Raw genomic sequence first — 21845 nt, 5'->3', positions numbered from 1 at the left:
AACTGTCAGGCATGAGTCTGTTTTCCCGTAATACCGATCTGCCTGGAGAGCACGGCGCGCTTCGTGACTGCACCCCGGGCGGAAAAGGCATGAAGAAGTTCAGCGCCGGTGATTTCGCCGTCATCAATGCCGCCAACATTTCCCGCCAAGAGGCCCAGACCCTTGTCGATATGAAGCCGGCGGCTGTCATTAACGTTGCCGAATTCTCCACTGGGTCGATCCCCAACTACGGGCCGCACATGCTTCTCGACGCCGACGTGACCCTCATTGAAGGCGTGGGCGAGGATTTCGTAGCACACTTCAAGGACGGCAAGAAGGCTCGCCTCACCGAGGACGGCACCGTTTACGTGGGGGATACCCAGCTGACGTCGGGCACCGTAGTCACCCGCGACCGCGCGGAGAAGAATTTCGCATCCGCCCAGCGCGAGCTCATTGACCACATGGAGGCCTACTTTGGAAACTCCATCGAGTTCATTCATTCGGAGGGCCCGCTGCTTATCGACGGCCTCGGCGTCCCCGATGCGGGCTCTGACATGGCCGGACGGAAGGTACTCGTTGTATCGCCTTCAGAAGAGCACCGCAAGAAGCTCTCGTTGCTACGGAACTTCATCCGCGAATACGAGCCCATCATTATCGGCGTCGATGCTGCGGCCGACACGGTTGTGGAGCTTGGCTACCAGCCTCACTTCATCGTGGGTGATCCTGCTGAAGTGAGTTCTGAGACTTTGCGGAGCGGTGCGCAGGTCATTCTTCCCGCGGAGCCCGACGGCACCGCTGAAGGCCTAGAACGCATCCAGGACCTAGGCATTGGTGCAATGACCTTCCCGGCCGCTACAGACTCGGCTACGGATCTTGCGCTCTTGCTGGCGGATTACCACGAAGCGCAGATGATTGTGCAGGTCGGTGGAGCGTTGGACCTTGATGACATCTTTGCCAACAAGCCCAATGCGACTCCGGCCGCGTTGCTGACCCACATGAAGGCCGGCACCCGACTCGTGGATGCTGATGCGGTGATCAACCTCTACACCGCACCGAGCGGCGGTGCGATGGGCTGGTTGTGGGCTCTGCTCGGCATCCTGGTCGCACTCGCCGTGGTCATTCTTATCGTGGGCCTTGGGGGAGACGAATCCTTCCTTCAGAACCTCATTGACACATGGAATAACTTCGCCCTGAGCGTGCAGGGGTGGTTTAAATAATGGCTTCGCCTAAGTCACTTCTCGTCGCAGGCCTCGGCTTCGGCACGGCCCTTGGCGTCGCCTTAGGCACGCTGCTTATCGCGCCAAACATGGACGCCACTCCCGGGGCTCCGGGCGGTGGTCCGAAGGATGAGGTTCGGGAAAAGTATGCCGAGCTCGTGGTCGAAAATGAGATCCACGAGGCTCAGTTAGACTCCGCGGACTCCGTTCTTCGTGACCTCAACCGTTTCATCGTCGATGGCTCTCTGGCCCAACGTCCAGTCATGGTCCTCAGCACCCCAGATGCCAAAGAGGCTGATGTGAATGCGGTCAAGGCGTTGCTGGGCTCTGCCGATTCCACCGATGCTGGTCATATCACGTTGACCAGGAAGTTCTTTGACCAAGGTGCCGCCGACAAGCTGCTTTCCCTGGTAACGAACACTCTTCCGGCGGGCGCCAAACTCAACGAGAAGAAGGTGGATGCTGGAACGCATGCGGGCGAAGCAATGGCAGCCGCGCTCATGCTCGATCCGAAGAGCACAGAGCCGCTGGCATCTATTGACGACCGCGCCACCTTGTTGCGCGCTCTGCGTGAGGCCGGCTACATCGAGTACGAGGACGCCACAATTTTGCCCGCGCAAGCGGTGATTGTCGTGGGTGGCGCACAGACCGCAAACGACAGCGAGGAAGACGCCCCGGCACGCTACGCAATCGATTCCACTGTGAAGTTCCTTGAAGGATTCGATTCTGTTGGTACCTCGACTGTCTATGCCGGTCATGTCCGCGCCGCCGGTAACGGCGGGGCGCTAGAGAAGCTGCGCAAGGACAAGACGGAGATCACCACTGTCGACTCCATTGATCACCCCGTTTCGCAGATGGCGGCCGTCCTTGCGGTCAAGGAACAATTGGACGGAGGACACGGCGTATACGGAGCCGCCGCTAATGCCCAGAGTGCAGCCCCAGCGCTTCCGAAGGATCTATAAATGGCGCATGACTTTCGTGTGGTCGGCAGCGAGCTGCTACTCGATGCCCCCATCCTCGCCGTCCGCCGCGATGATGTCGTCATGCCCGGTGACGTTGTGGCTCAGCGCGAAATCGTGGAGCACCTCGGCGCAGTTGCCGTAGTGGCGCTGGATGAACAGAATCGCGTGGCTATGGTAGAGCAGTACCGCCATAGCGTCGGCAGGCGGTTGTGGGAATTGCCTGCCGGCCTGCTTGATGTCAAAGGCGAGGACGAGCTCAGTGGTGCCCAGCGCGAGCTGCAGGAAGAAGCCGGGCTCGCGGCAAGCGAGTGGGGTGTGCTCACCGACCTTGTCACCTCCCCGGGCTTCTGTGAGGAGGCCGTGCGTGTGTTTATCGCGCGGGGCCTCTCGGACGTCGACAAGCTTGACGCCGAGGGCGACGAAGAAGCAGACATGGGCTTTGCGTGGGTGGGCCTTGACGAGGCCTTGAATCGGGTCCTTTCCGGAGAGATTGTCAACTCCATCGCCATCGCCGGCATTCTCGCTGCGCATGCGTGTGTGAGCGGCTCACGTACTCCCCGTTCGGTGGACTCGCCCTTTGATATCCGTCCGCAATCTATGGCCCGTCGCCGAGCTGGCGTGGACTTGAAGAAACTGTGAGTGGTGAAACCCCTGCGCAGGCGGCAGGGCAGGCGTGGCTCATGCACCTCATGGTGGAGAAGGGCGCATCCAAAAATACGGTGAGCAATTACCGCCGTGACATCAACCGTTACGTCTCTTGGTTGGCGGAGACTGGAATTTCTGACTTGCGCCACGTGCAGCGCACTCACGTGGAGAACTACCTGGTTCATCTGCGGGAATCACTCGCCCAGTCATCGGCGAGTCGCGCACTGATCGTCGCACGAGGATTGCACAAGTTTGCGCTTGCTGAGGGACTTGTTGAGACCGACGTAGCAGCGGAGGTCACGCCCCCGAAGCAGGCCCAGACCTTGCCGGAAACGCTTACTGTGGATGACGTCGACAAGCTGCTCAACGCCATTCCGACGGATGAGGCAGCAACCCCTATCGATATCCGCGACCGTGCCTTGCTTGAGGTGCTGTATGGCACCGGTGCGCGTATTTCAGAAGTCATCTCTCTTCATGTTGATGATGTCACTGGTGATACCCCTCGCTCCGTGCGCGATATTGTGCTGCTGAGCGGTAAAGGCGATAAGCAGCGGCTTGTCCCCATGGGTTCTCATGCGGCGAAGGCCGTGGAAGACTACCTAGTCCGGTCCCGGCCGATTCTGGCTACGGGTGCTTCACATGCGCTTTTCCTCAACACGCGCGGTAAGGCACTGTCCCGCCAAAGTGCCTGGGCGGCTATCAAAACCGCAGCTGAACGCGCGCAACTCACGGCAAACATTTCTCCGCATACCCTTCGTCACTCCTTTGCCACTCATCTCTTGGAAGGCGGAGCCGATGTCCGTACCGTCCAAGAATTGCTGGGGCATTCTTCGGTAACCACGACCCAAATCTATACTCACGTCACCGCCGATTCCCTCCGAGAGGTGTGGCGTACCGCGCACCCTCGCGCTTAGAATCGCGGCAGCTATTCCCGAACGAAAGATCTCCATGCTCCATTCTGTTTTCCTTCGTCACCGTCTCGCAGCAGTTGCTGCGGCGGCGTCCCTCGCCGTGGCGCCAGTGGCGGCAGCGAATTGGTACGGTGTTGCTGTTGCGCAGGCACAGGACGCCACGATTCCAGTACCGGCTGGCCAAACCACGACAGTTTCCTTGCCCGTGCCTGTCGACGTCAACGTGGCTGCCGATGGCTGGACCGTATCCGCTTCCGGCGGGACGGCCACTGTTTCCGCCCCTGCCGCAGGTGGTCAACTGAGCGTGCCGGTGACCTACCAGGGCATCACTATGACCTTCCTTCTGGTTGCTGATGAACAGGTGACCGAACAGGACCTCAACGATGCTGCAACGAGCGGTGACCCAGAGAGCCTGGACGGAACTGCTCACACTCCTCAGGAGACAAGCGGGCAAGACGGTCGGAGCTCTGACGGCGGTGATGGCGATGCCCCCGGTGGAGCTCACGATGCTGAGGGCACTGACGGTGATGACGCCCTTGGCGCTCACGGTGACGAGAATTCTCCGGGTGATTCGACTTCCGGTGAGCGCGAAGGGGGAGGGGCGCGAGAATCTACAGCTGGCCACGAGCAGCCGAGTGCGCCGCGGACCGGTCGCGGATGGGAAGGTATAGATGATTCCCAAGCTTCCTATATCAATCTCGAGTCCACTATCGAGGGCCAGGCCATCACCGCGAAGCTGGGCCTCAAGCAAGCCTTAGACCTGTATAACCGTTTCAAGCACCTTGAGGATGCTGGCGTGACATTGCGTTACCTCAATGCACAGGGAGAATTCGTCGAGGGCGTGCAACGAGAAATCGACAAAGCCTCGCGCACGATGACCTTGACATATCCGGAGGGCAAGGAGCCAGATAACCCGTTCATCATGCAGTTCATTAACAAGGAGTCTGGGACCGCGGAGCTCGTCGTGACGTTGACGGATCCCACTCAGGAGACCGCACAGGAGGTTCCGTCTGAACAGCAGCTGGATGCTGATGATGAGGGGAACGCTGAGCCCACAGACGCTGAAGAGTCGGGGCTGAGCACCGGCGAGATCATCAGTGGTATCGGCGGGGTGGGGTTGGTGGCGCTTATCGCCGGCGTGGTGATCTGGCTGTGGCGGCGCAGGAAGTCTAGCCGCTAGGCTTTATATCCCCATTTTTGCTGGCTATAATCGCGGGGCGGGTGCCTCAGGGGGTACTCTGTAATCACAACGATGTAAGAAGGCGGCGTCGGCAAGCGCTGCAGGCCGGACTTAAGGGGCCGTACAGGTCAAGGAAGCAGGTGTGACTGTGAGCGACGAGGGACTGTTTGAAGCCTCGGAGGCGCAGGTCGGGTTGACCGGCCGCCCACTTCGGGAACTGCCGGAACCCGAGCCGCTGGAAAAGCACGGCCCTGCCACCATCATCTCCATGTGTAACCAGAAGGGAGGCGTGGGCAAGACCACGTCCACCATCAACATGGGCGCGTGCTTGGCGGAGCTTGGCCGTAAAGTCCTTCTCGTTGACTTGGACCCCCAGGGCGCTTTGTCGGCAGGCTTGGGCCTCACTCATGATCAGATCGGTGACACTATCTATGACGTCATGCTGGATAGCGAGGTTTCGGTTCATTCCGCCATCGTGAACACTGGAGTGGCGGGTTTGGACCTAGTGCCAGCCAACATTGACCTCTCTGCGGCTGAGATTCAGATGGTCAACGAAGTTGGCCGTGAACATACCCTAGCCCGCGCTCTGCGTCCAGTGCGCAAGGACTATGACTTCATCATTATCGACTGTCAGCCGTCCTTGGGCCTGCTGACCGTGAACGCGCTGGCTTGTTCTCAGGGTGTGATTATCCCCATGGAGTGTGAGTTCTTCTCCCTGCGTGGCTTAGCGCTGTTGACGGATACGGTGGAGAAGGTTGCGGACCGCATTAACTTTGACCTTGAGGTCATGGGCATCCTCGTCACCATGTTTGACCGCCGGACCCGTCATGCCCGTGAGGTCATGGACCGCGTGGTCGAGTACTTTGGGGATAAGGTCTTCGACACGGTTATTACCCGGACGGTACGTTTCCCGGAGACTTCGGTGGCTGGCGAGCCCATTACGACGTGGGCGCCGAGCTCCCAGGCCGCGAAACAATACCGCGACCTAGCCAAAGAGGTCATCGAGCGAGCCAACGTCTAGCGTGCCGGCATGACGCAACCGGAGATTACCGGCTTCCGCATTGCGCTGGGTAACTTCGAGGGGCCTTTCGACCTGCTCCTCCAGCTCATCCAGGCCAAGAAGCTTGATGTGACCGAGGTGGCGCTCTCCGAGGTGACCGATGAGTTCGTCGCCTACACCCGCGCATTAGGGGAAACTGCGGATCTTGATGAGACCACAGAGTTTCTCCTCATCGCAGCGACGCTGCTGGATCTCAAGGCAGCGCGACTTCTTCCGCGGGGTGACGTTGATGACCTTGAGGATCTTGAACTTTTGGAGACTCGAGACCTTCTTTTCGCTCGCCTTTTGCAGTACAAGGCCTACAAACAGGTAGCGGATCAGTTCGCGCACTGGCAGCGTCAAGCACAGCGCCGCTATCCCCGGGCAGTAGCAATGGAGGAGCGGTTTAGTGAGCTTCTGCCGCCGGTCAAGCTGGGGCACACACCGGCGAGTTTCGCCGAGCTTGCCGCGGGAGTCTTCCGGCCCAAGCCACCGGAGGAGGTGGCGACCGGTCACATTCATCAGGTGGCAGTCTCGGTGCCGGAGCAGGCTGGCAAGATTCTTGGCACCCTCAAGATGCTGGGCACAGGCCAGTGGATGAGCTTCGATGCCCTCACCAGGGATTGCACCGTGTCCATGGAAATTGTTGGCCGCTTCTTGGCACTGCTAGAGCTCTATAAGGCCAAAGCGGTTGACGCGGTTCAAGAAGAATCCCTCGGACCTTTGGAGCTGGCGTGGACCGGGCTCGATGTGGACCCGGCCGTCGTGGCGGCGGCCAACTGGGACTAGCTGGGACGAGGACGCCTGTGGCTAAGGTACGCTACCCAGTCATGGAAGACCGCACGGAAGCCACTGTACTGCCGCTCATTTCGCAACTGCGCTCACGCGTGGAATCTATCCTCCTCGTGGTGGATTCACCCGCTAGCGTGGAGGCTCTAGCCCGCGCTCTTGATGCCGAGACAACCGTGGTTAGTGATGTTCTCCGGTCCCTGCAGCGCGAGCTCAATGAACGCGGCTCTGGTATTGACCTGCGGGAAACCTCTGAGGGCTGGCGTTTTTATACTCGCAAGGACAACGCCGATGCGGTCGAGCAGTTCGTGCTCGATGGCACCCAGACCAAGCTTTCGCGTGCGGCATTGGAGACCCTGGCGGTGATTGCCTACCGCCAGCCAGTAACGCGCGCCCAGGTCGCCGGTGTGCGAGGCGTCAACGTCGACGGCGTGGTCCGTACCCTGACGATGCGTGGTCTCATCCGTGAGCTCGACGGCGTGGAGGGCCTGGCACATCAGTACGAGACGACGGAGCTCTTCCTTGAGCTGCTCGGCATCGACTCTCTGGAGCGCCTCCCAGATCTTGCGCCGTTGCTGCCGGATATCGATCAGATTGATGAGGACTACTCATAGAGCCACACTGTGGGGTAGGATTGCCCGCGGACAACGGTGCCTATGTGCGCCGCAAATTGAAGAACTATTGAGAGGACACATTTCCGTGACTCCACCCGCTCGCCGCGATGGCACACCGGAGAAAAAGAAGCGAGACAGCGACATGATTGTCTCCAACGCTAAGCCGGCTCGCCATCAGCACGTGAAAAAGAAGAAGGCCACCGCTGACTCTGTCGCCCGTGATTTGGGCGCAGATTGGCTGGTAGACGGCGCTGATAAGAAATCCGACAACCAGGGTGAACGTCTGCAGAAGGTTCTGGCGAAGGCCGGCGTGGCCTCACGCCGCCACGCAGAAATCCTCATTGAGCAGGGCCGCGTTGAGGTCAACGGTCAGGTCATCATTAAGCAGGGCACCCGCGTGAATCCTAACAGCGATGTCATCCGCGTGGACGGCACCCGCATCAATGTCAACGAAGACACACAGTACTTTGTGCTCAACAAGCCGCGTGGCATGCAGTCCACGATGTCGGATGACATGGGCCGTCCCTGCGTGGGCGATGTCGTCGCTGACCGTGTTGTCTCCGGTCAGCGTCTCTTCCACGTCGGCCGTCTTGATGCTGATACCGAGGGTCTGCTCCTGCTCACCAACGATGGCGAACTGGCGAACCGTCTGATGCATCCGAAATACGAGGTCACGAAGACTTACCTTGCTACCGTTCTGGGAGAAGGCGATAAGAAGCTTGTCCGCCAACTCCAAGAAGGAATCGAACTTGAGGATGGCCTGGCCAAGGCAGATTATGTGCAGATCGTTGACAAGAACCAGGGCTACTCCCTCGTACGCGTTGAGCTGCACGAAGGACGCAAGCACATTGTGCGCCGCATGCTGAAGGAAGCGGGCTACCCAGTCCAGCGCCTCGTGCGCACCAAGCTTCACACGGTGCAGCTTGGTGATATGAAGCCGGGCTCGATGCGTGCGCTGAACTCCAATGAACTAACCAGCTTGTACAAGGCGGTGGGGATGTAATGATTTCAAACATGCCAAACCAAGGGCTCATCGTGGCCGTCGATGGGCCGTCCGGAACAGGCAAGTCCACGACGTGCCGCGCGCTGGCCAAGCGTCTCGATGCCAAGTACGTCGACACCGGCGCCATGTACCGTGTGGCCACTCTTGCTGTGTTGCGTGCCGGCGTGGACCCGGCGAATACCGCGGCCGTTATCGAAGCCACAGCTAACCTTCCGCTGGAGGTTTCGGATGACCCGGATTCCACTCAGGTCATCTTTGACGGCGAGGACGTCTCCCGCGTTATCCGTGAAGACGAGGTCACCCGCAACGTTTCGGCTGTGTCCGCCATTCCGGAGGTGCGCCAGAATCTGGTGGATCTGCAGCGCTCCTTGGCTGCTCAGGCACACCGCGCAATTGTAGAAGGCCGCGATATCGGCACTGTTGTGCTTGCTGATTCTCCCGCCAAGGCGTTCATGACCGCCTCTGCTGAGGTTCGTGCTCAGCGTCGTCACGATCAGAACCTTGCGGCCGGCATTGAGTCTGATTTCGACACCGTGCTTGCCGACGTCCAACGGCGCGACGCCGCCGATTCCTCCCGCGCCACGTCACCGCTGCGTCCTGCAGAGGATGCTGTGCTCGTGGACACTTCCGACATGACCCGTGACGAAGTACTCGACGCACTCGTCGCCGTCATTGAGGATTCTGCTACCAAGGAGGCCGCTGATGACTAATCAACCGCAGAACCCTGATCTCAATCCTGAGCAGGACCCGGAGGATTTCGAGACCGAATTCCACTATCCAGTGGGCAAACTCGAGGAAGAGATCGTGCGCGATCCACACGGCGGTTGGGCTCCCGATGATTTTGACTCCGAGGAATTTGATTATGAATTCGACGAGGGGGAGTTCGATGACTCCGAGTTCGGTGAGGCAGACTTTGGCGAGGACGAAAGCGACTCCGACGGTGACGCTCCGCTGAGCGAGGAAGAGTGGGAAGCACTTTCCGCCGAGTTTGGCGTGGATGATGGGCACACCGAGGAAAACCTCTGCACGGTGGCCATCGTGGGCCGCCCGAACGTGGGCAAGTCCTCGTTGGTGAATCGCTTCTTGGGCCGCCGCGAAGCAGTGGTGGAGGATCACCCAGGTGTGACCCGCGACCGCGTATCCTACGTCGCGGACTGGAATGGCCAGCGATTTTTCGTCCAAGATACTGGTGGCTGGGACCCCAATGTCAAGGGCATCCACGCCGCTATTGCGCGGCAGGCAGAGCTGGCCATGGCTACGGCAGATGTCATTGTCTTCGTTGTTGACACCAAGGTTGGTATCACCGAAACCGATGCTGTGATGGCTCGCAAACTGCAGAAGTCCGAGGTGCCGGTCATCTTGGTGTCTAACAAGTTCGACTCGGAGACCATGTACGCTGATATGGCCGAGTTCTACGCGTTGGGTTTGGGCGATCCGTGGCCGGTGTCCGCACAGCACGGCCGCGGCGGTGCCGACGTTCTCGATGAGATTCTGCGTCTATTCCCTGAGGAACCCCGCAACTCGTCGATCACCTCCGGTCCGCGCCGCGTGGCATTGGTGGGCAAGCCAAATGTGGGTAAGTCCTCGCTGCTCAATAAGCTGACGTCGGAAGAGCGCTCCGTCGTGGACAACGCTGCCGGCACGACCGTCGATCCCGTCGATTCGCTCGTTCAGCTTGATGAACGCCTGTGGAAGTTCATCGATACCGCGGGCTTGCGCAAGAAGGTCAAGAACGTGCAGGGCCACGAGTATTATGCCTCCCTGCGTACGCGTGGCGTGATCGATGCGGCCGAGGTGTGCATCATGCTTATCGACGCCTCCCAGGAAGTTTCCGAGCAAGACCAGCGCGTCCTCAACATGATTCTTGAGGCCGGCAAAGCCCTCGTCATCGCGTTCAATAAGTGGGATCTCGTCGATGAGGATCGTCGTTACTACCTGGACCGTGAGATCGATGAGAACCTGCGCCACCTCCCGTGGGTTACCCGCGTCAATATCTCGGCAGAGACAGGCCGCGCTCTGCAGAAGCTGGAGCCAGCCATGATTGAGGCTCTGGACAGCTGGGATCAGCGCGTGTCCACTGGCCAGCTCAACAACTGGATGCGTGAGGCTATCGCAGCCAACCCACCGCCAATGAACAACAATCGCTTGCCCCGCGTGCTGTTTGCCACCCAGGCATCGACCCAGCCGCCGACGATTGTCTTGTTCACAACCGGCTTCCTGGATGCTGGCTACCGCCGCTATCTGGAGCGCAAGTTCCGCGAGCGCTTCGGCTTCCACGGCTCGCCAGTACGTATAGCCGTGCGCGTGCGTGAGCGCCGTCAACGCCGCTAGGAGCCGCGGAGGCGTTAATAGTGCTACCCGGCTCCTCGCGCACGCGTGTCCCGCACAACGCCTCCTATCTCTCAAACCCCCGACCAGCAACCCGAAAGCTCCAGCGTTGTGTTAAGGGGTGAACATGAGGCTTGGAGAAGGGGGACCAGTAAATAACAGTATGCCCGTTACGCTGGGATTATACCCTATGGTCGAGCGATTTGAGCACACAAACGCGTGTGAGAATTCGCTCGTCCTTCCGCTTATGTCCGGTAGTGTTTGACCGGATATGGTGTAGTCAGTTCGTATCCAATTCTGAGCGAGAAAGCATGGCATGCTAGCTAGTGTCATCGCGCCAGATTCCGTTCTGGCCATCATTCTTCAAGTCATCATCATCCTGGGAGCACTGCTCCTCGGCACCCGATACGGCGGTATAGGCCTAGGCCTCATCTCTGGTATCGGCCTGTTGCTGATGGTCTTTGCTTTCGGGCTTGCCCCAGGCGAACCACCAGTTTCGGTCATGCTCACGATCATCGCCGTCATTGGGTGCGCTGCGACACTCCAACAGGCCAAAGGTTTGGAAGTGATGATGCAATTTGCGGAGAAGATTCTGCGATCTCATCCAGAGCGCATCACGATTCTCGCGCCTCTGACGACGTGGTTCCTCACTGTTCTCTGCGGTACCGGCCACGTGGTGTACACGATGTTCCCGATCATTGAGGATATTGCTCTTAAGAAGGGCATTCGCCCAGAGCGCCCCATGGCTGTGGCATCGACCTCAGCACAGATGGGCATCACCGCATCGCCCGTGTCTGTAGCAACGGTGTCTCTGGCGTCGATCATCGCGGAGAACGCCGGAGTTATTGATAAGGCCTATTCCATTCCGCAGATTCTGATGGTGGCCATCCCGGCCTCACTGTCTGGTGTCATCCTCGCCTCTTTATGGTCACTGCGCCGTGGCAAGGATTTGGATAAGGACCCTGTCTTCCAAGAGAAGATGAAGGACCCAGAGTTTGCAGCGCGCATTAATGAGAGCACTGGCTCGCTGTTGAATGAGGTCTTTACCAAAGAAGCTAAGCGCTCGGTGGTGGTGTTCTTGGCGGCGATTGCTGCAGTCGTCGCGCTCGGCGCCTTCGAATTTCTGCGTCCACTGGTCCCGGGGAAAGACGGTGAGCTGAGTCCGCTGTCAATGAACCTCGTTATTCAGATGCTCATGCTGGTTGCCGGTGCGATTATTCTCCTGAGCTGCCGGGTTGAACCTTCCAAAATCGCTTCAACCCCGGTGTTCAAGGCCGGAATGACTGCGGTGTTCTCCGTCTTCGGTGTGGCCTGGATGGCGGATACTTTCTTCCAAGCACACATTGAAGCTCTTGAAGCCAACCTGGGTAATGTGGTCGAAGCAGCCCCATGGGCTTACGCTGTGGTCCTCGTCATCGTGTCCAAGCTAGTGAATTCCCAGGCAGCTGCACTTGTTGCTATTGCTCCTATTGGGCTACAGCTAGGCATCGACCCGGCGATCATCGTGGGTTTCTACGGTGCTGCTTATGGTTACTTCATTCTGCCGACGTATCCTTCAGACCTAGCCTGTATCGGGTTCGACCGTACTGGAACGACGCGTATCGGCAAGTTTGTCATCAACCACTCCTTCTTAATCCCCGGCGCGATTTCAGTCGTGACCTCTTGTGTGGTGGGCTCTCTACTCGCTCAGGTCTTGCTCTAATGAGTTCTTAAATCCAACCGTTGGTTTCCGCCCGCCGGGCGGCCTCAAAGCGGTTGGCCGCTCCAGTCTTGGACATGATGGCGGAAATATGGTTACGCACGGTGCCGCCGCTGAGATGCAGCTGTGCTGCGATGGCGGTGGAGCCAAGTCCGCGTACAAGTAAACGGCAGACCTCGATTTCCCGCTCGCTGAGAGGATTATCTGGGGCAAAGAGGATGTCTTGAGCCAGTTGCGGATCGACCACGCGCAGGCCCGAATGGACGCGGCGAATGGCGTCGGCCAGCTCGTCTGGGGGTGTGTCTTTGACAAGGAAACCGTCGACGCCTGCGTCAAGTGCGCGTTTGACGTAGCCGGAACGCCCAAAAGTGGTGACGATGAGGCTTCGACAATCGGTAGCGGCGATCGTCTTAGCAGCATCGATGCCGTTCATTCCCGGCATCTCAATATCGAGCAGCGCCACATTGACGCGATGCTGAGCGACGAGGGCGGCGACCTCGACTCCGGATGAGCACCCAGCAACAACCTCGATGTCCGGCTCGGTATTAAGCAATGCTGTCAGCGCTCCGCGGACTAGCGACTGGTCTTCGGCAATGAGCACCCGTATAGGAGGTGTCATGGTCGCGGAACCTCCTTTATCTCGCAGACACCATCAAGAGTAAGTAAGACAGTGGTCAACCCTTCCGCTCGCTGAATAATGACATCGCCACCGACATCTTGGGCTCGGCGCCGAAGACCCGCGAGCCCCGTAAGGCCCGCAGCAAGCGCTTGCGTAGCGTCCTCGGTAAAACCGTCTCCATCGTCTGTGACCTGAAGAGAATCTTCGCTGAGGATAACCCAGCAGTGCGAAGCCCCAGAATGGCGTACGACGTTGGTTGTGAGTTCACGCAGCGCCCACGAGAATAAGTCCTCATGCGCCCGTGGAGAGATAAGAGTTTCAGGTAAGTGGGGATGGATGTCGGCAGTTTCTAAGATGCGGCGTGCGGCCTGAATCTCACCAGCGAAGGTGGGGTTCTTCATGCGCGTGACGGTGGACCGTACCTCTGCGAGGGATAAACGCGACAGCGAACTGATGGCATCAAGCTCGGCGGCGGCTTTGGCTGGATCGCGGTCGATAAAACGACGCGCTACTTCGGCCTTGAGATTGATAGCTGTCAAGGTGTGGCCGAGGAGATCGTGGATGTCGGCGGCAATGTCTTCGCGTTGTTGGGCTAAATCCAAATCATGCCTTAAGGCGGTTTCGATATCTTCGCGCTGCGATAACGTGCCGAGAGCCAGTATAAGCACAGGCCAGCCAAAGAAAATGATTATGAAGTCGACAAAGTTTTGACGGTCGAAAATCCACGTGGGGATACTAGCGATGATTCCGGTGACGGTGATGACAGTGGCTGCAGTTCTCAGCGGCTGGGTGTAAGCGACTAAGGCTCCAAGATACGGAACGAAGTACACAGCCCACACGCCGTGCGAAGGAATTGCGGCAAGTGCTAGCACAGCGAGTATGCCCCACCGGAGAGCGACTCGACGCTCTAGGGACCACCCGTGCGGGAAGGTATGAAGGGTACCGAAGGAAACAAAATACGTGACGCAAAATACCACGGTGATGGCAACGGCCCAGAAGCGTTGAACCGTGGAATATGAGGGCAGAACAAGGATCCGTACGAGTCCTATGAGAAGAAAGAGCAACCAAATTGCGGCGAAGCACGCGTCCCGCAGCCTGAAATCACGCATCATGCTCGGTTCTTGTCGCGGTTGCGAAGAAACACGCAGAACCCGACGAAAACCACTGTCCATACAGTGATGTTAACCCATGCGTACCAAAGTGGGTCCTCAACGAAGGGGCGCTCACCGTCGATCATTTGAGCACCTTCAGATAGTGGCCACCGGGCAAGTGCCTGTGCGCCGTACATTGGTGTGAATCGCCCAATCTCAAGCAGAGATTCTTTGAGCGGCATAAAGACATTTCCAGCGAAAGCGAGGATGACGATGCTCGACGACGCGATGGAGACGGTGTTTTCCGTTGGGATGAGCATGGCGCAGGCCATACCGTAGATACCGAAAGGGATGGCACAAGCCGAGGTAATGAGAAAGGCGAGGAACCACTGGTCGGGTTGCATCGTTGCCTTGGTAAGCCCACCGGTGAGGAAGACAGCAGCTATGGGCAAGATAGCGCGGACCGCGATGTTGAGGACGTGGGCAAGGCCAAGCTGAGATGCTCGGAGGGGAGTGAGCGCCAGTTGACGGCCCCACCCGGCGCGGTTTTCGGCAACCATGGAGCCAGCTGCCCCAACGGCACCAGTAGCGCCGGCGTAGAGCGCCATGCCAATCATGACGAGAGCCGCGACGTTTCCGCCATTGAACTCGGTGTCGCCATACTCCTGCATGGCGCCGAAGAGCATGTAGAAAATGACGGGCAGGCCGATGCTAAAAAAGAGCGTTGGTAGGTCACGGCGCAAGCGCTTTAAGTCGTGTGCCGCGTATTTCAAGGTCGTACCAAGCGTTGGTGTAGCAGAAGTGGTGATGCTCATGACGGATAACTCCCTAATTTGTGATGGGGTCCGGAGAAGCGCCGGACAGCTCAAGGAACGAGTCCTCGAGACTATGGCCAGTAATGGTGATATCGTGCGCTGTGGTTTCAGTGAGCAGGTAGCGGGCTACCGCGTCAGAATCGCGCGAAGTGATTTTGAGGCCAGTGTCTGTGGCCACTTGATGGAGAACTCCCGGTAAAGGTTCGTTCAAGAGACGACTCGGCACGCCATCAGGGAAAGCGGCCCGGATGGTGCGGGTGGAGCTTGCGTTGCGGATGTCTTCAGTGCTGCCGTCAGCGTGTATCTCGCCTTTGTTGAGCATGACGATGCGCTGCGCAAAGGTGTCGGCCTCTTCAAGGTAATGAGTGGTCAGCAGGATGGTTCTTCCGGCTTTGGCTTCCTCTTTCATGGTTTCCCAGAAGTGGCGGCGGGCACCAGCGTCCATGCCGGTGGTTGGTTCGTCGAGAAGCAAAAGCATCGGATCACCCAGCAGAGCCAATCCGAATCGCAGGCGTTGCTGCTCGCCACCCGAGCATTTCCCCACCCTGCGCGAAAGAATGTCACCTAGATTGGCGCGTTCGATGATGTCTGCGTACGGGCGGTGAGAGGGGAAGGCTGCGCCGAGGAGCTCAAGTGTTTCCTTCACGGTGATGTCTGGAAGGAGACCGCCTGACTGCATCACGGCGCCGACGCGACCACTTTTCACTGCAGTGAGCGGAGCTTGGCCCAGCACGCTGATTGCGCCCGACGTCGGGGTAGTCAGCCCCAAGATGAGGTCAATGAGCGTGGTCTTGCCTGCACCATTGGTTCCAAGTAGACCGACGATTTCACCTTGGGAGATGGTGAAGGAGACGTCGTGAAGCGCATGCACCGGACTACGAGAAGAGGCGTTGAAGGTTTTGCTGATTCCGGACACGTCGATGGCCGGGGGAGAAGTGTGTGTCGTGCTCATACCCTCACGTTAAGGCTGTGCGGATCCTGCAGCGTAGACATGACGTCATGAGTTTTACATGACAGTTGTCATGGGTACAGAAGGCGGCTACTCGCCAGGGCGGGCCAGGACGAAGGCATCGGTGCGGTAGGGGATTGCTAGCTCTTCGCCGGGCTGGAAACCCATATGTTCATAGAGGTACCAATTGAGGTTGTAGGTCATGCGCTTGTGAATCGTCTCGCCATTACGGAGCCAATAGGAACGGGTATGCATGAGTTGGTGCAGCTGCTCGGGCGTAAGAGTGTGGTTCCAGGTGAGGCGCAACTCATCCCGGACTTCCCACGGAGCGGCAAGGGTGGGATAAAAGCCTGGGCGGTGGACATCTCCTGAGTGCATAATCCGAGCGAGTCGAAGGATCCAGGGATCCGCGTTCACGTCGAGTGTGTTCCAGACGAGCACGACCCGGCCACCAGGGCGAAGGATACGGTCAAACTCGGCGCAGGCGCGGTCCACATCGACCCAATGCCAGGTTTGTGCGCAGGTGACGGCATCAAGTGACGAACTAGTCAACGCAGTATCCTCCGCCGTGGCCCGCCAGCATGGAATGCCGAGACGGCTGAGAACCCTAGTCATGTCCGGGGAGGGATCACTGGCGAATACTTCAGGGTTGGTGAGTGTTGCGGTGAACTTGCCGGTGCCGGCGCCCACATCCAGGACCGTGTGTGCGGATCCAACGAGTGCAGCCACGTCGAATGGATAGCTGGGGCGCACATCCTGGTAGTTTTCGGCGCCCTCGACGAAGGCGCCGGCAGAGCGCGTGCGCTGGTGCACAGTGCGGAATGTGGGCCCCTCCTGCGTGGATGCCTTGCGATAGCTGGGATAATGCTCAGGACGCGGGGGAGGGGAGCTGATGGAGGACATAATGCTTTCAATCTACCGCGCCGCTACGTGTTCGTTGATACGGAGCTGTTACCTTGTAGTGGCTAGGATTTATGAATCAACGTCCAGGGGGTCAGACACCGGTGAAGTTGCGCGCTAAGACAGCCCACCAGCCGCGCGTTCTGCGAGCTTTGTGTGCTGCTGTGTCTTCTGCGGTATGTGTGGGAGCACTGGGAGCTTGCGCTGGGACTGACGGCACTCCGACTCCCACGACCTCGGCCGTCTGGACTAATGACCTCGGGGTGCCGGTGGCCCCCATGCTCGTGGGACCGGAACCCGGACACACCAAGAACATGAAATTGGCGTCTGGGCGCAGCTTTCTTCTGCATGTTCCTGAGAACTACACACCGGAGCGCTCGTGGCCGGTGCTCCTTTCCTTCCACGGCTGGAACGACAGTCCTGAAAACATGGAAGGGTACACCCAGTTCGATGCCGCCGAAGCCATTGTGGCCTACCCACAGGGAGTCGAAAAAGCGTGGACTCCGGCTCCCTACGCAGCAACCAGTGAAGAAGAAGATGTGGATTTCGTCCGCCAGATCGTCGATAGCCTGCGGGCGACGTACAGCGTGGACGATGACGCCATTTTCGCCGCGGGTTTATCCAACGGGGGTGGATTTGCGGCTTTCTTGGCCTGCCGGATGCCGGGCACGTTCCGATCTGTGGCAACGGTGTCAGCGGCGTATTACGAGGGAATCCACTCTGAGTGCTCTGAGCGGCCTGTAGGCCGCCTCGATATTCACGGCACGGATGACCCGGTGGTCAATTACGAGGGCGGTGTTCGCCACGGTACTGCCTACTCTTCGGTCGCAGAGGTGCTCGGTCAGCATCAAAAGCGCAATAAATGCGTAGGCGATGTGGAGAGCCTGCGCCTGACGAATGACGCCGTTAAAGAAACATGGACCGGCTGCAAAGCACCGCTGCAACATATTAGGATCAACGGTGGTTCCCATGTGTGGCCAGGTCGTCCCAGTAAGGATAAGCCCGAAGTGGGGCGCGGCTTTGCTACTGACACGGTCCTGGATTTCTTCGGAATCCCGGGACGCCCAGAAGGCACGGAAGAGCACGGCGTTGCTGAGGCCTCCCGCCATGCGGCGTCGTAGCCCCCGCACTACCGGCGCAGGGCTCCTACTCCTCTATTGGCGTGAGGCGTATGTGGCTAAAGTCCAGTCCGTCGAGCGCCTGGACTCGAGCCAGGCAAATATCGGCAACGGAGTCGAAACCGGCACGGCGTGCGGGGCTCGAGGCTTCTGTTGGCTGCGCAATCTGTACGAGATGCACACTGCGGCTGCCGCCATCCTCCCGGTTGAGTTCCGCCACGGCCTGAGCAGTGGTTCCGGATCCAGCAAAGAAGTCGAGGACGACCGCGTCGGCGCCGCCGGCGATGGCGATAAGATGCTTGATTAACCGGACAGGCTTGGGAAAATCGAAGGTTCCTTGAATGCCGAGAGCCTCCTCAGCATCTTTGCGCCCAGTGCGCGTGACTCCAAAGCGTTCGCCATCAAGTATTGAACGTGGGCGTGCCCCCTTCTTCTCGTAGTTCTTGGTGTAGACGAAGCCGCGTCGAAAGACCAGCTCCTCATAGTGTTCGGCGACTTTATCCTTGCCCCACCGCCAGCGTGCCACCTGGCTTTTTCCTTCCGGTTGATGTGGCCAATACTCACGACCATCGGGGCCTGTAATGGAAAAATCGAGAGAGGGTAGGTAGCCCAGCGTCTTGGAATCAAGACGCACGAGGGAGTAGTTCCCCTTTTCGTCGCTGTGGTTGTACCTCGTTGAGGTCTGTGCGTGCGGGTCGAGATTGAAGCCCGGATTGGATGCGCTCTTGGCATAACAGAGCACATACTCGTGCTCTATGACCGCGTATTTGGAGTCATTCTTGCCCGTGCCGCCCTTCTTCCAGATGAGTTGACCGGCAAAGCAATCTTCCCCAAACACTTCATTCATGATGAGTCGCAGGTGGGCAGCTTCAGACTCACCAATCGATACAAAAATAAAGCCAGTGTCTGCGAGGACCTCACGCGCCAAAATAATCCGCGGCAACATCATGGAGAGCCATTCCGCGTGCCACTGCCCGAAATGGTCAGACCGCACCTCGCGACGCTGGCGGAAGTTATCTCGGTAGACGAAATCCTTCCCGGTGTTATAAGGGGGATCGATATAGATGACGTCGGCGTGAAAACCTCGGGCGACGAAGTCCTTGAGAGCATCCAAGTTGTCGGCTTCCGTGACAGTGTGCGGAGAGGAGCTGACGCGCTTGACGACGTCCCTCCGAACCTTCAGCTCTCCATGAGCCTGCACAGCAGCCTCTTTTTTCCCTGGCCATGTGAGACCAAAGTAGGTAGGCGATGATGGGGGAGAAGAGTGGTTCGAGGGCATTGTGCTGAAAATTTTCTAATGAGATCAGGGCTGCAAATCTAGTTGATAAGACCCCAAGGCTTGGTGAATGTATCACAGTTTCTCGGGTGGTCCCTGGGGTGTATGGTGCGGCGGAAACGGAGAGCCACGGGCTATTACTGAGGTTTAGCGTACAAGTCTTCTCAATTGAGAGTGGGGTGGCACACCGCATGGAGTTGAACGAAAAGGGGTAACCGTAGGGGGTGAACTTTCTCAACTAACCTTAATACTCTCAGATTGAAGTGCTGCCCACGGATATGGGTGTTTCTCATCGCGCGAAGCTTGGGATCGGCGCTCATCGTGGCGAAGTGTGAGTTGCGTCGGTACCGTTGGTGAAGTGGTCGCGCGAAGGGCGTGAAAATCCTCCGCTGTGGACACCCCACGCATGCGGGAACGTACGCGTTCTCCGTGGTGTGGGGATGCATAGCGGCGGGAAAGAAGCTGTTCCTTGCTGTGACCCGCATAGATTATCACGGTAGTTAGAAAGAAAGGACGATACGATATGGGTATCTTCGATAAGGCAAAGGATGCACTGAACTCCGACAAGGGCGAGCAGGTTTCTGACTCTGCACTGGACAAGGGTGCTGACTTTGCCAAGGGCAAGCTGGGTGAGGACAAGGCGGACAAGATTGACTCCGCTCGCGACCAGCTGGACGAGCGTATTGGCAACCAGGGTGCTGAGGGCAACCAGGGCGCTGAGGGCAACCAGCCCGAGCAGGATGGTCAGGAGCAGTAAAACCTGCCTCGGGCTCGGAGACGCTAGCTGGGTGGACTAGCTTGGCGTATGAGCTCGCATAGAGGAGCTCCGTCCCCACATTGTTGGGGTCGGAGCTCTTTCTTTGTTGTAAGCATAGAGTGTTTGAATGCTTACTAGGTGAGAAATTAATCCTTATCCTCCGAGTTAGATACTGTGTAAAACCTTTAAACTTGCTAAATGCTGTAGGGTGAAGCGAAATCGAGACGACTCCTAGGTAGGCTATTACCCGTGATTACTTCAGTAGGTGCGGAAAAGGGCAGTCAGCCCTCACGGCAACTCCTCATTGAGCAGGCCGGACGTGTCATCGCCAAGGCCGGCATCGACGCAGTTCGTCTGCGTGACGTTGCCGACCAAGTAGATGTCCCGTTCGCCGAGGCTCAAGAGTATTTTGCTAGTGACGCCGAACTGGTGGAGGCGACAACCGAGACGTTGAATGCAGCTCTGCTGTCCGTAGTTGACATGCACTTCAAGCGCCTTCCGGAGAACGCAACGGCCGTCGATAGGCTTCGTTCCGCGTCAATGTCCTATTTCTCTTTCGCAGTGGAGGATCCAACCTCCTTTGCAGCCTTCACGGCAGTACAGGCTTCCCCTCGCGAGGACCTAACCGCTGAAGTCTTTGCCTCCGAAGGGGGTCGTGCTGACACGTGTCCCATTCTCGAGCTTCTTTATGACCTGACGGATGACGCCGTTAAAGAGGCCGGTGGAAGCAGTGATGCGCACGGCACAATGCTCTTCGCGCTTGCAATCTTCTCGCATCTGCATGGTGTGACTCAGCTAGCTGCCGAAGGTATCCTTCGTTACCTTTCTCCAGCCGCCAAGAAGCAGACCTTCAGCGGTGTTATGGATACCTTTAGTGTTGGTCTTTACCCGTTTCTCCGGGGCGAGCGGCTTGAGCGCACTGCCCCGTTCGGCCTTGTTGGGGAGCAGCCAGAGCCGCTGTTGGCTAAGGCTGTTGATTTCCCGCGTGGCACCGAGGAGGAAAAGCGTACCGCGCTTCTGCGTGGAGCGATCGAAGAATCCCTTGATCACGGTGTTACGGGCCTACACATTGGCGGCGCTGCCACTCGTGCTGGTCTTACCGTTCAAGAGGCGGAGCACCTCATTGAGAGCGATCAAGAGCTTGCCAGTTATCTAGAGCGTTACCTAGACAAGATCAACTACGAGTTTATCTACCGCCAAGTGGCTGCTGTTCCAGAGGGCTCTAAGGCGCTCTCCCTCATCAGGGCAACCGGTTATGGCTATGTCTCCCACGCGTTGGCTGACCCGCAAGGCTTCGAGGCTCTCATCAAGATCGCGTCCGGTCCGATCGTTCCGATGTCCTTTGAGGATGACTTCCTTCCGAACGCAAATAAGGCCGCGGAGGTCCAGCGTGACTTCAGCGAGTTCGGTCAAGCCTTTGGCTTCATTATGTCGCTAGTGCGCCAGGCCATCGATGAGGTTAATGGCCCGCGTGCTCCGTGGGTGCTCTACACTCTCGTGATTTCGGTGTGGGCCGGTGCACACGGCCTGGCCATGCTTGCCACTAAGGGGCCGCTGCGTGGCTATGACACGGACTTCATCTTCGAAATCCTTACGCATTACATGGATATTTGTCTTGGCGGTGTCATGCGCAGCCTCGGCGGCGCAGAGTAACTCTGCGTCGTAGCGTCGTAATGCCGTGTCTCTAGTGATGTAATCTTGGACACTATTTTCCCTACCTTTCCCTTCTGGAAGGTAGGGAATATTTTTTCGACACCATCGCCTTAACTGAAGGTAAATGATCTCACCATTCGTGGAAATCTCCTAGTGGAGGACTTGCCCTTTGCTGTGTGAAATGTTTCTACATATTGAATGTATGCGATGTTAACTAAGTGCTTCTGGTTAGCAGCTAGCGGGTGGTGGCGTTGCTGGGTGGTTTCTCCACTGTAGAAATTAAATTTCATCGGCGGTAGGG

At 58.2% G+C, this 21845-nt stretch carries 21 protein-coding genes; 15 read left to right on the top strand and 6 right to left on the bottom strand.

What is annotated here, in order from left to right; genetic code table 11:
• Positions 1-11: 11 nt before the first annotated feature.
• The 12 genes from steA to M5J09_RS10625 all read left to right on the top strand — a co-directional run bounded on the left by steA (position 12) and on the right by M5J09_RS10625 (position 12369).
• Positions 12-1196, top strand: coding sequence for a putative cytokinetic ring protein SteA (steA, locus tag M5J09_RS10680; protein ID WP_042530969.1), 1185 nt, complete (start codon positions 12-14; stop codon positions 1194-1196).
• The gene (locus tag M5J09_RS10675) at positions 1196-2158 is read left to right on the top strand and encodes a copper transporter (protein WP_257157831.1); all 963 of its coding nucleotides are present in this window, start codon (positions 1196-1198) and stop codon (positions 2156-2158) included. Before steA ends, M5J09_RS10675 begins: the two co-directional genes overlap by 1 nt.
• Positions 2159-2797 (top strand): NUDIX hydrolase, encoded by a 639-nt coding sequence (locus tag M5J09_RS10670; protein WP_257157830.1) that lies wholly within the window; start codon positions 2159-2161, stop codon positions 2795-2797.
• Complete coding sequence (gene xerD, locus M5J09_RS10665; RefSeq protein ID WP_257157829.1) at positions 2794-3717, top strand: site-specific tyrosine recombinase XerD; 924 nt, start codon at positions 2794-2796, stop codon at positions 3715-3717. The genes M5J09_RS10670 and xerD overlap by 4 nt, the downstream gene beginning before the upstream one ends.
• 34 nt (positions 3718-3751) lie before the next feature.
• A complete protein-coding gene (locus tag M5J09_RS10660; protein WP_257157828.1) occupies positions 3752-4894 on the top strand; it encodes a transmembrane domain-containing protein in 1143 nt (380 codons plus the stop codon).
• A 142-nt stretch (positions 4895-5036) separates the two neighbouring features.
• Complete coding sequence (locus M5J09_RS10655) at positions 5037-5915, top strand: ParA family protein (protein WP_186302173.1); 879 nt, start codon at positions 5037-5039, stop codon at positions 5913-5915.
• A gap of 9 nt (positions 5916-5924) precedes the next feature.
• Positions 5925-6722 (top strand): ScpA family protein, encoded by a 798-nt coding sequence (locus M5J09_RS10650; RefSeq protein ID WP_042530960.1) that lies wholly within the window; start codon positions 5925-5927, stop codon positions 6720-6722.
• A gap of 41 nt (positions 6723-6763) precedes the next feature.
• Positions 6764-7336 carry an SMC-Scp complex subunit ScpB gene (gene scpB / locus M5J09_RS10645; RefSeq protein WP_257157842.1) on the top strand — a complete coding sequence of 191 codons (573 nt, stop codon included), beginning with the start codon at positions 6764-6766 and terminating at the stop codon, positions 7334-7336.
• An 85-nt stretch (positions 7337-7421) separates the two neighbouring features.
• Positions 7422-8339: a pseudouridine synthase gene (locus tag M5J09_RS10640; protein ID WP_042530956.1), complete on the top strand. Its 918-nt coding sequence runs from the start codon at positions 7422-7424 to the stop codon at positions 8337-8339.
• Positions 8339-9049 (top strand): (d)CMP kinase, encoded by a 711-nt coding sequence (gene cmk, locus M5J09_RS10635; RefSeq protein ID WP_070538122.1) that lies wholly within the window; start codon positions 8339-8341, stop codon positions 9047-9049. The genes M5J09_RS10640 and cmk overlap by 1 nt, the downstream gene beginning before the upstream one ends.
• The gene (gene der, locus M5J09_RS10630; RefSeq protein ID WP_257157827.1) at positions 9042-10670 is read left to right on the top strand and encodes a ribosome biogenesis GTPase Der; all 1629 of its coding nucleotides are present in this window, start codon (positions 9042-9044) and stop codon (positions 10668-10670) included. The genes cmk and der overlap by 8 nt, the downstream gene beginning before the upstream one ends.
• Positions 10671-10983: 313 nt before the next feature.
• Positions 10984-12369, top strand: a complete 1386-nt coding sequence (locus tag M5J09_RS10625; RefSeq protein ID WP_042530949.1) for an anaerobic C4-dicarboxylate transporter — start codon at positions 10984-10986, stop codon at positions 12367-12369.
• Between the two features lie 7 nt (positions 12370-12376).
• Here the strand turns inward: M5J09_RS10625 and M5J09_RS10620 are convergent, their stop codons facing one another.
• From M5J09_RS10620 to M5J09_RS10600, 5 genes are all read right to left on the bottom strand, one after another.
• A complete protein-coding gene (locus M5J09_RS10620) occupies positions 12377-12985 on the bottom strand; it encodes a response regulator transcription factor (RefSeq protein ID WP_042530947.1) in 609 nt (202 codons plus the stop codon).
• Positions 12982-14097 carry a sensor histidine kinase gene (locus M5J09_RS10615; protein WP_052471396.1) on the bottom strand — a complete coding sequence of 372 codons (1116 nt, stop codon included), beginning with the start codon at positions 14095-14097 and terminating at the stop codon, positions 12982-12984. The genes M5J09_RS10620 and M5J09_RS10615 overlap by 4 nt, the downstream gene beginning before the upstream one ends.
• Positions 14094-14891 carry an ABC transporter permease gene (locus tag M5J09_RS10610; RefSeq protein WP_042530945.1) on the bottom strand — a complete coding sequence of 266 codons (798 nt, stop codon included), beginning with the start codon at positions 14889-14891 and terminating at the stop codon, positions 14094-14096. The genes M5J09_RS10615 and M5J09_RS10610 overlap by 4 nt, the downstream gene beginning before the upstream one ends.
• A 13-nt stretch (positions 14892-14904) precedes the next feature.
• Positions 14905-15843, bottom strand: a complete 939-nt coding sequence (locus tag M5J09_RS10605) for an ABC transporter ATP-binding protein (RefSeq protein WP_257157826.1) — start codon at positions 15841-15843, stop codon at positions 14905-14907.
• A gap of 87 nt (positions 15844-15930) precedes the next feature.
• On the bottom strand, positions 15931-16743 hold the full coding sequence (locus M5J09_RS10600; protein WP_306558240.1) for a class I SAM-dependent methyltransferase: 813 nt from the start codon (positions 16741-16743) through the stop codon (positions 15931-15933).
• A gap of 71 nt (positions 16744-16814) precedes the next feature.
• Between M5J09_RS10600 and M5J09_RS10595 the strand changes: the two genes are divergently transcribed.
• Positions 16815-17861, top strand: coding sequence for a PHB depolymerase family esterase (locus M5J09_RS10595; protein ID WP_257157825.1), 1047 nt, complete (start codon positions 16815-16817; stop codon positions 17859-17861).
• A 25-nt stretch (positions 17862-17886) separates the two neighbouring features.
• Here M5J09_RS10595 and M5J09_RS10590 read toward each other — a convergent pair whose 3' ends face one another.
• On the bottom strand, positions 17887-19137 hold the full coding sequence (locus M5J09_RS10590; RefSeq protein WP_257157824.1) for a site-specific DNA-methyltransferase: 1251 nt from the start codon (positions 19135-19137) through the stop codon (positions 17887-17889).
• Positions 19138-19657: 520 nt separating this feature from the next.
• Here M5J09_RS10590 and M5J09_RS10585 point away from each other — a divergent pair.
• Both M5J09_RS10585 and M5J09_RS10580 read left to right on the top strand, forming a co-directional pair.
• Positions 19658-19891: an antitoxin gene (locus M5J09_RS10585; protein WP_042530940.1), complete on the top strand. Its 234-nt coding sequence runs from the start codon at positions 19658-19660 to the stop codon at positions 19889-19891.
• A gap of 249 nt (positions 19892-20140) precedes the next feature.
• Positions 20141-21544 carry a WHG domain-containing protein gene (locus tag M5J09_RS10580; protein WP_042530938.1) on the top strand — a complete coding sequence of 468 codons (1404 nt, stop codon included), beginning with the start codon at positions 20141-20143 and terminating at the stop codon, positions 21542-21544.
• Positions 21545-21845: the final 301 nt, after the last annotated feature.

The organism is Corynebacterium sp. BF-R-2 (assembly GCF_024586525.1).
GTDB classification, from domain to species: Bacteria; Actinomycetota; Actinomycetes; order Mycobacteriales; family Mycobacteriaceae; genus Corynebacterium; species Corynebacterium singulare.
Note: the sequence above shows the minus strand (reverse complement) of the source record. Positions and strands in the feature narration are given on the sequence as shown.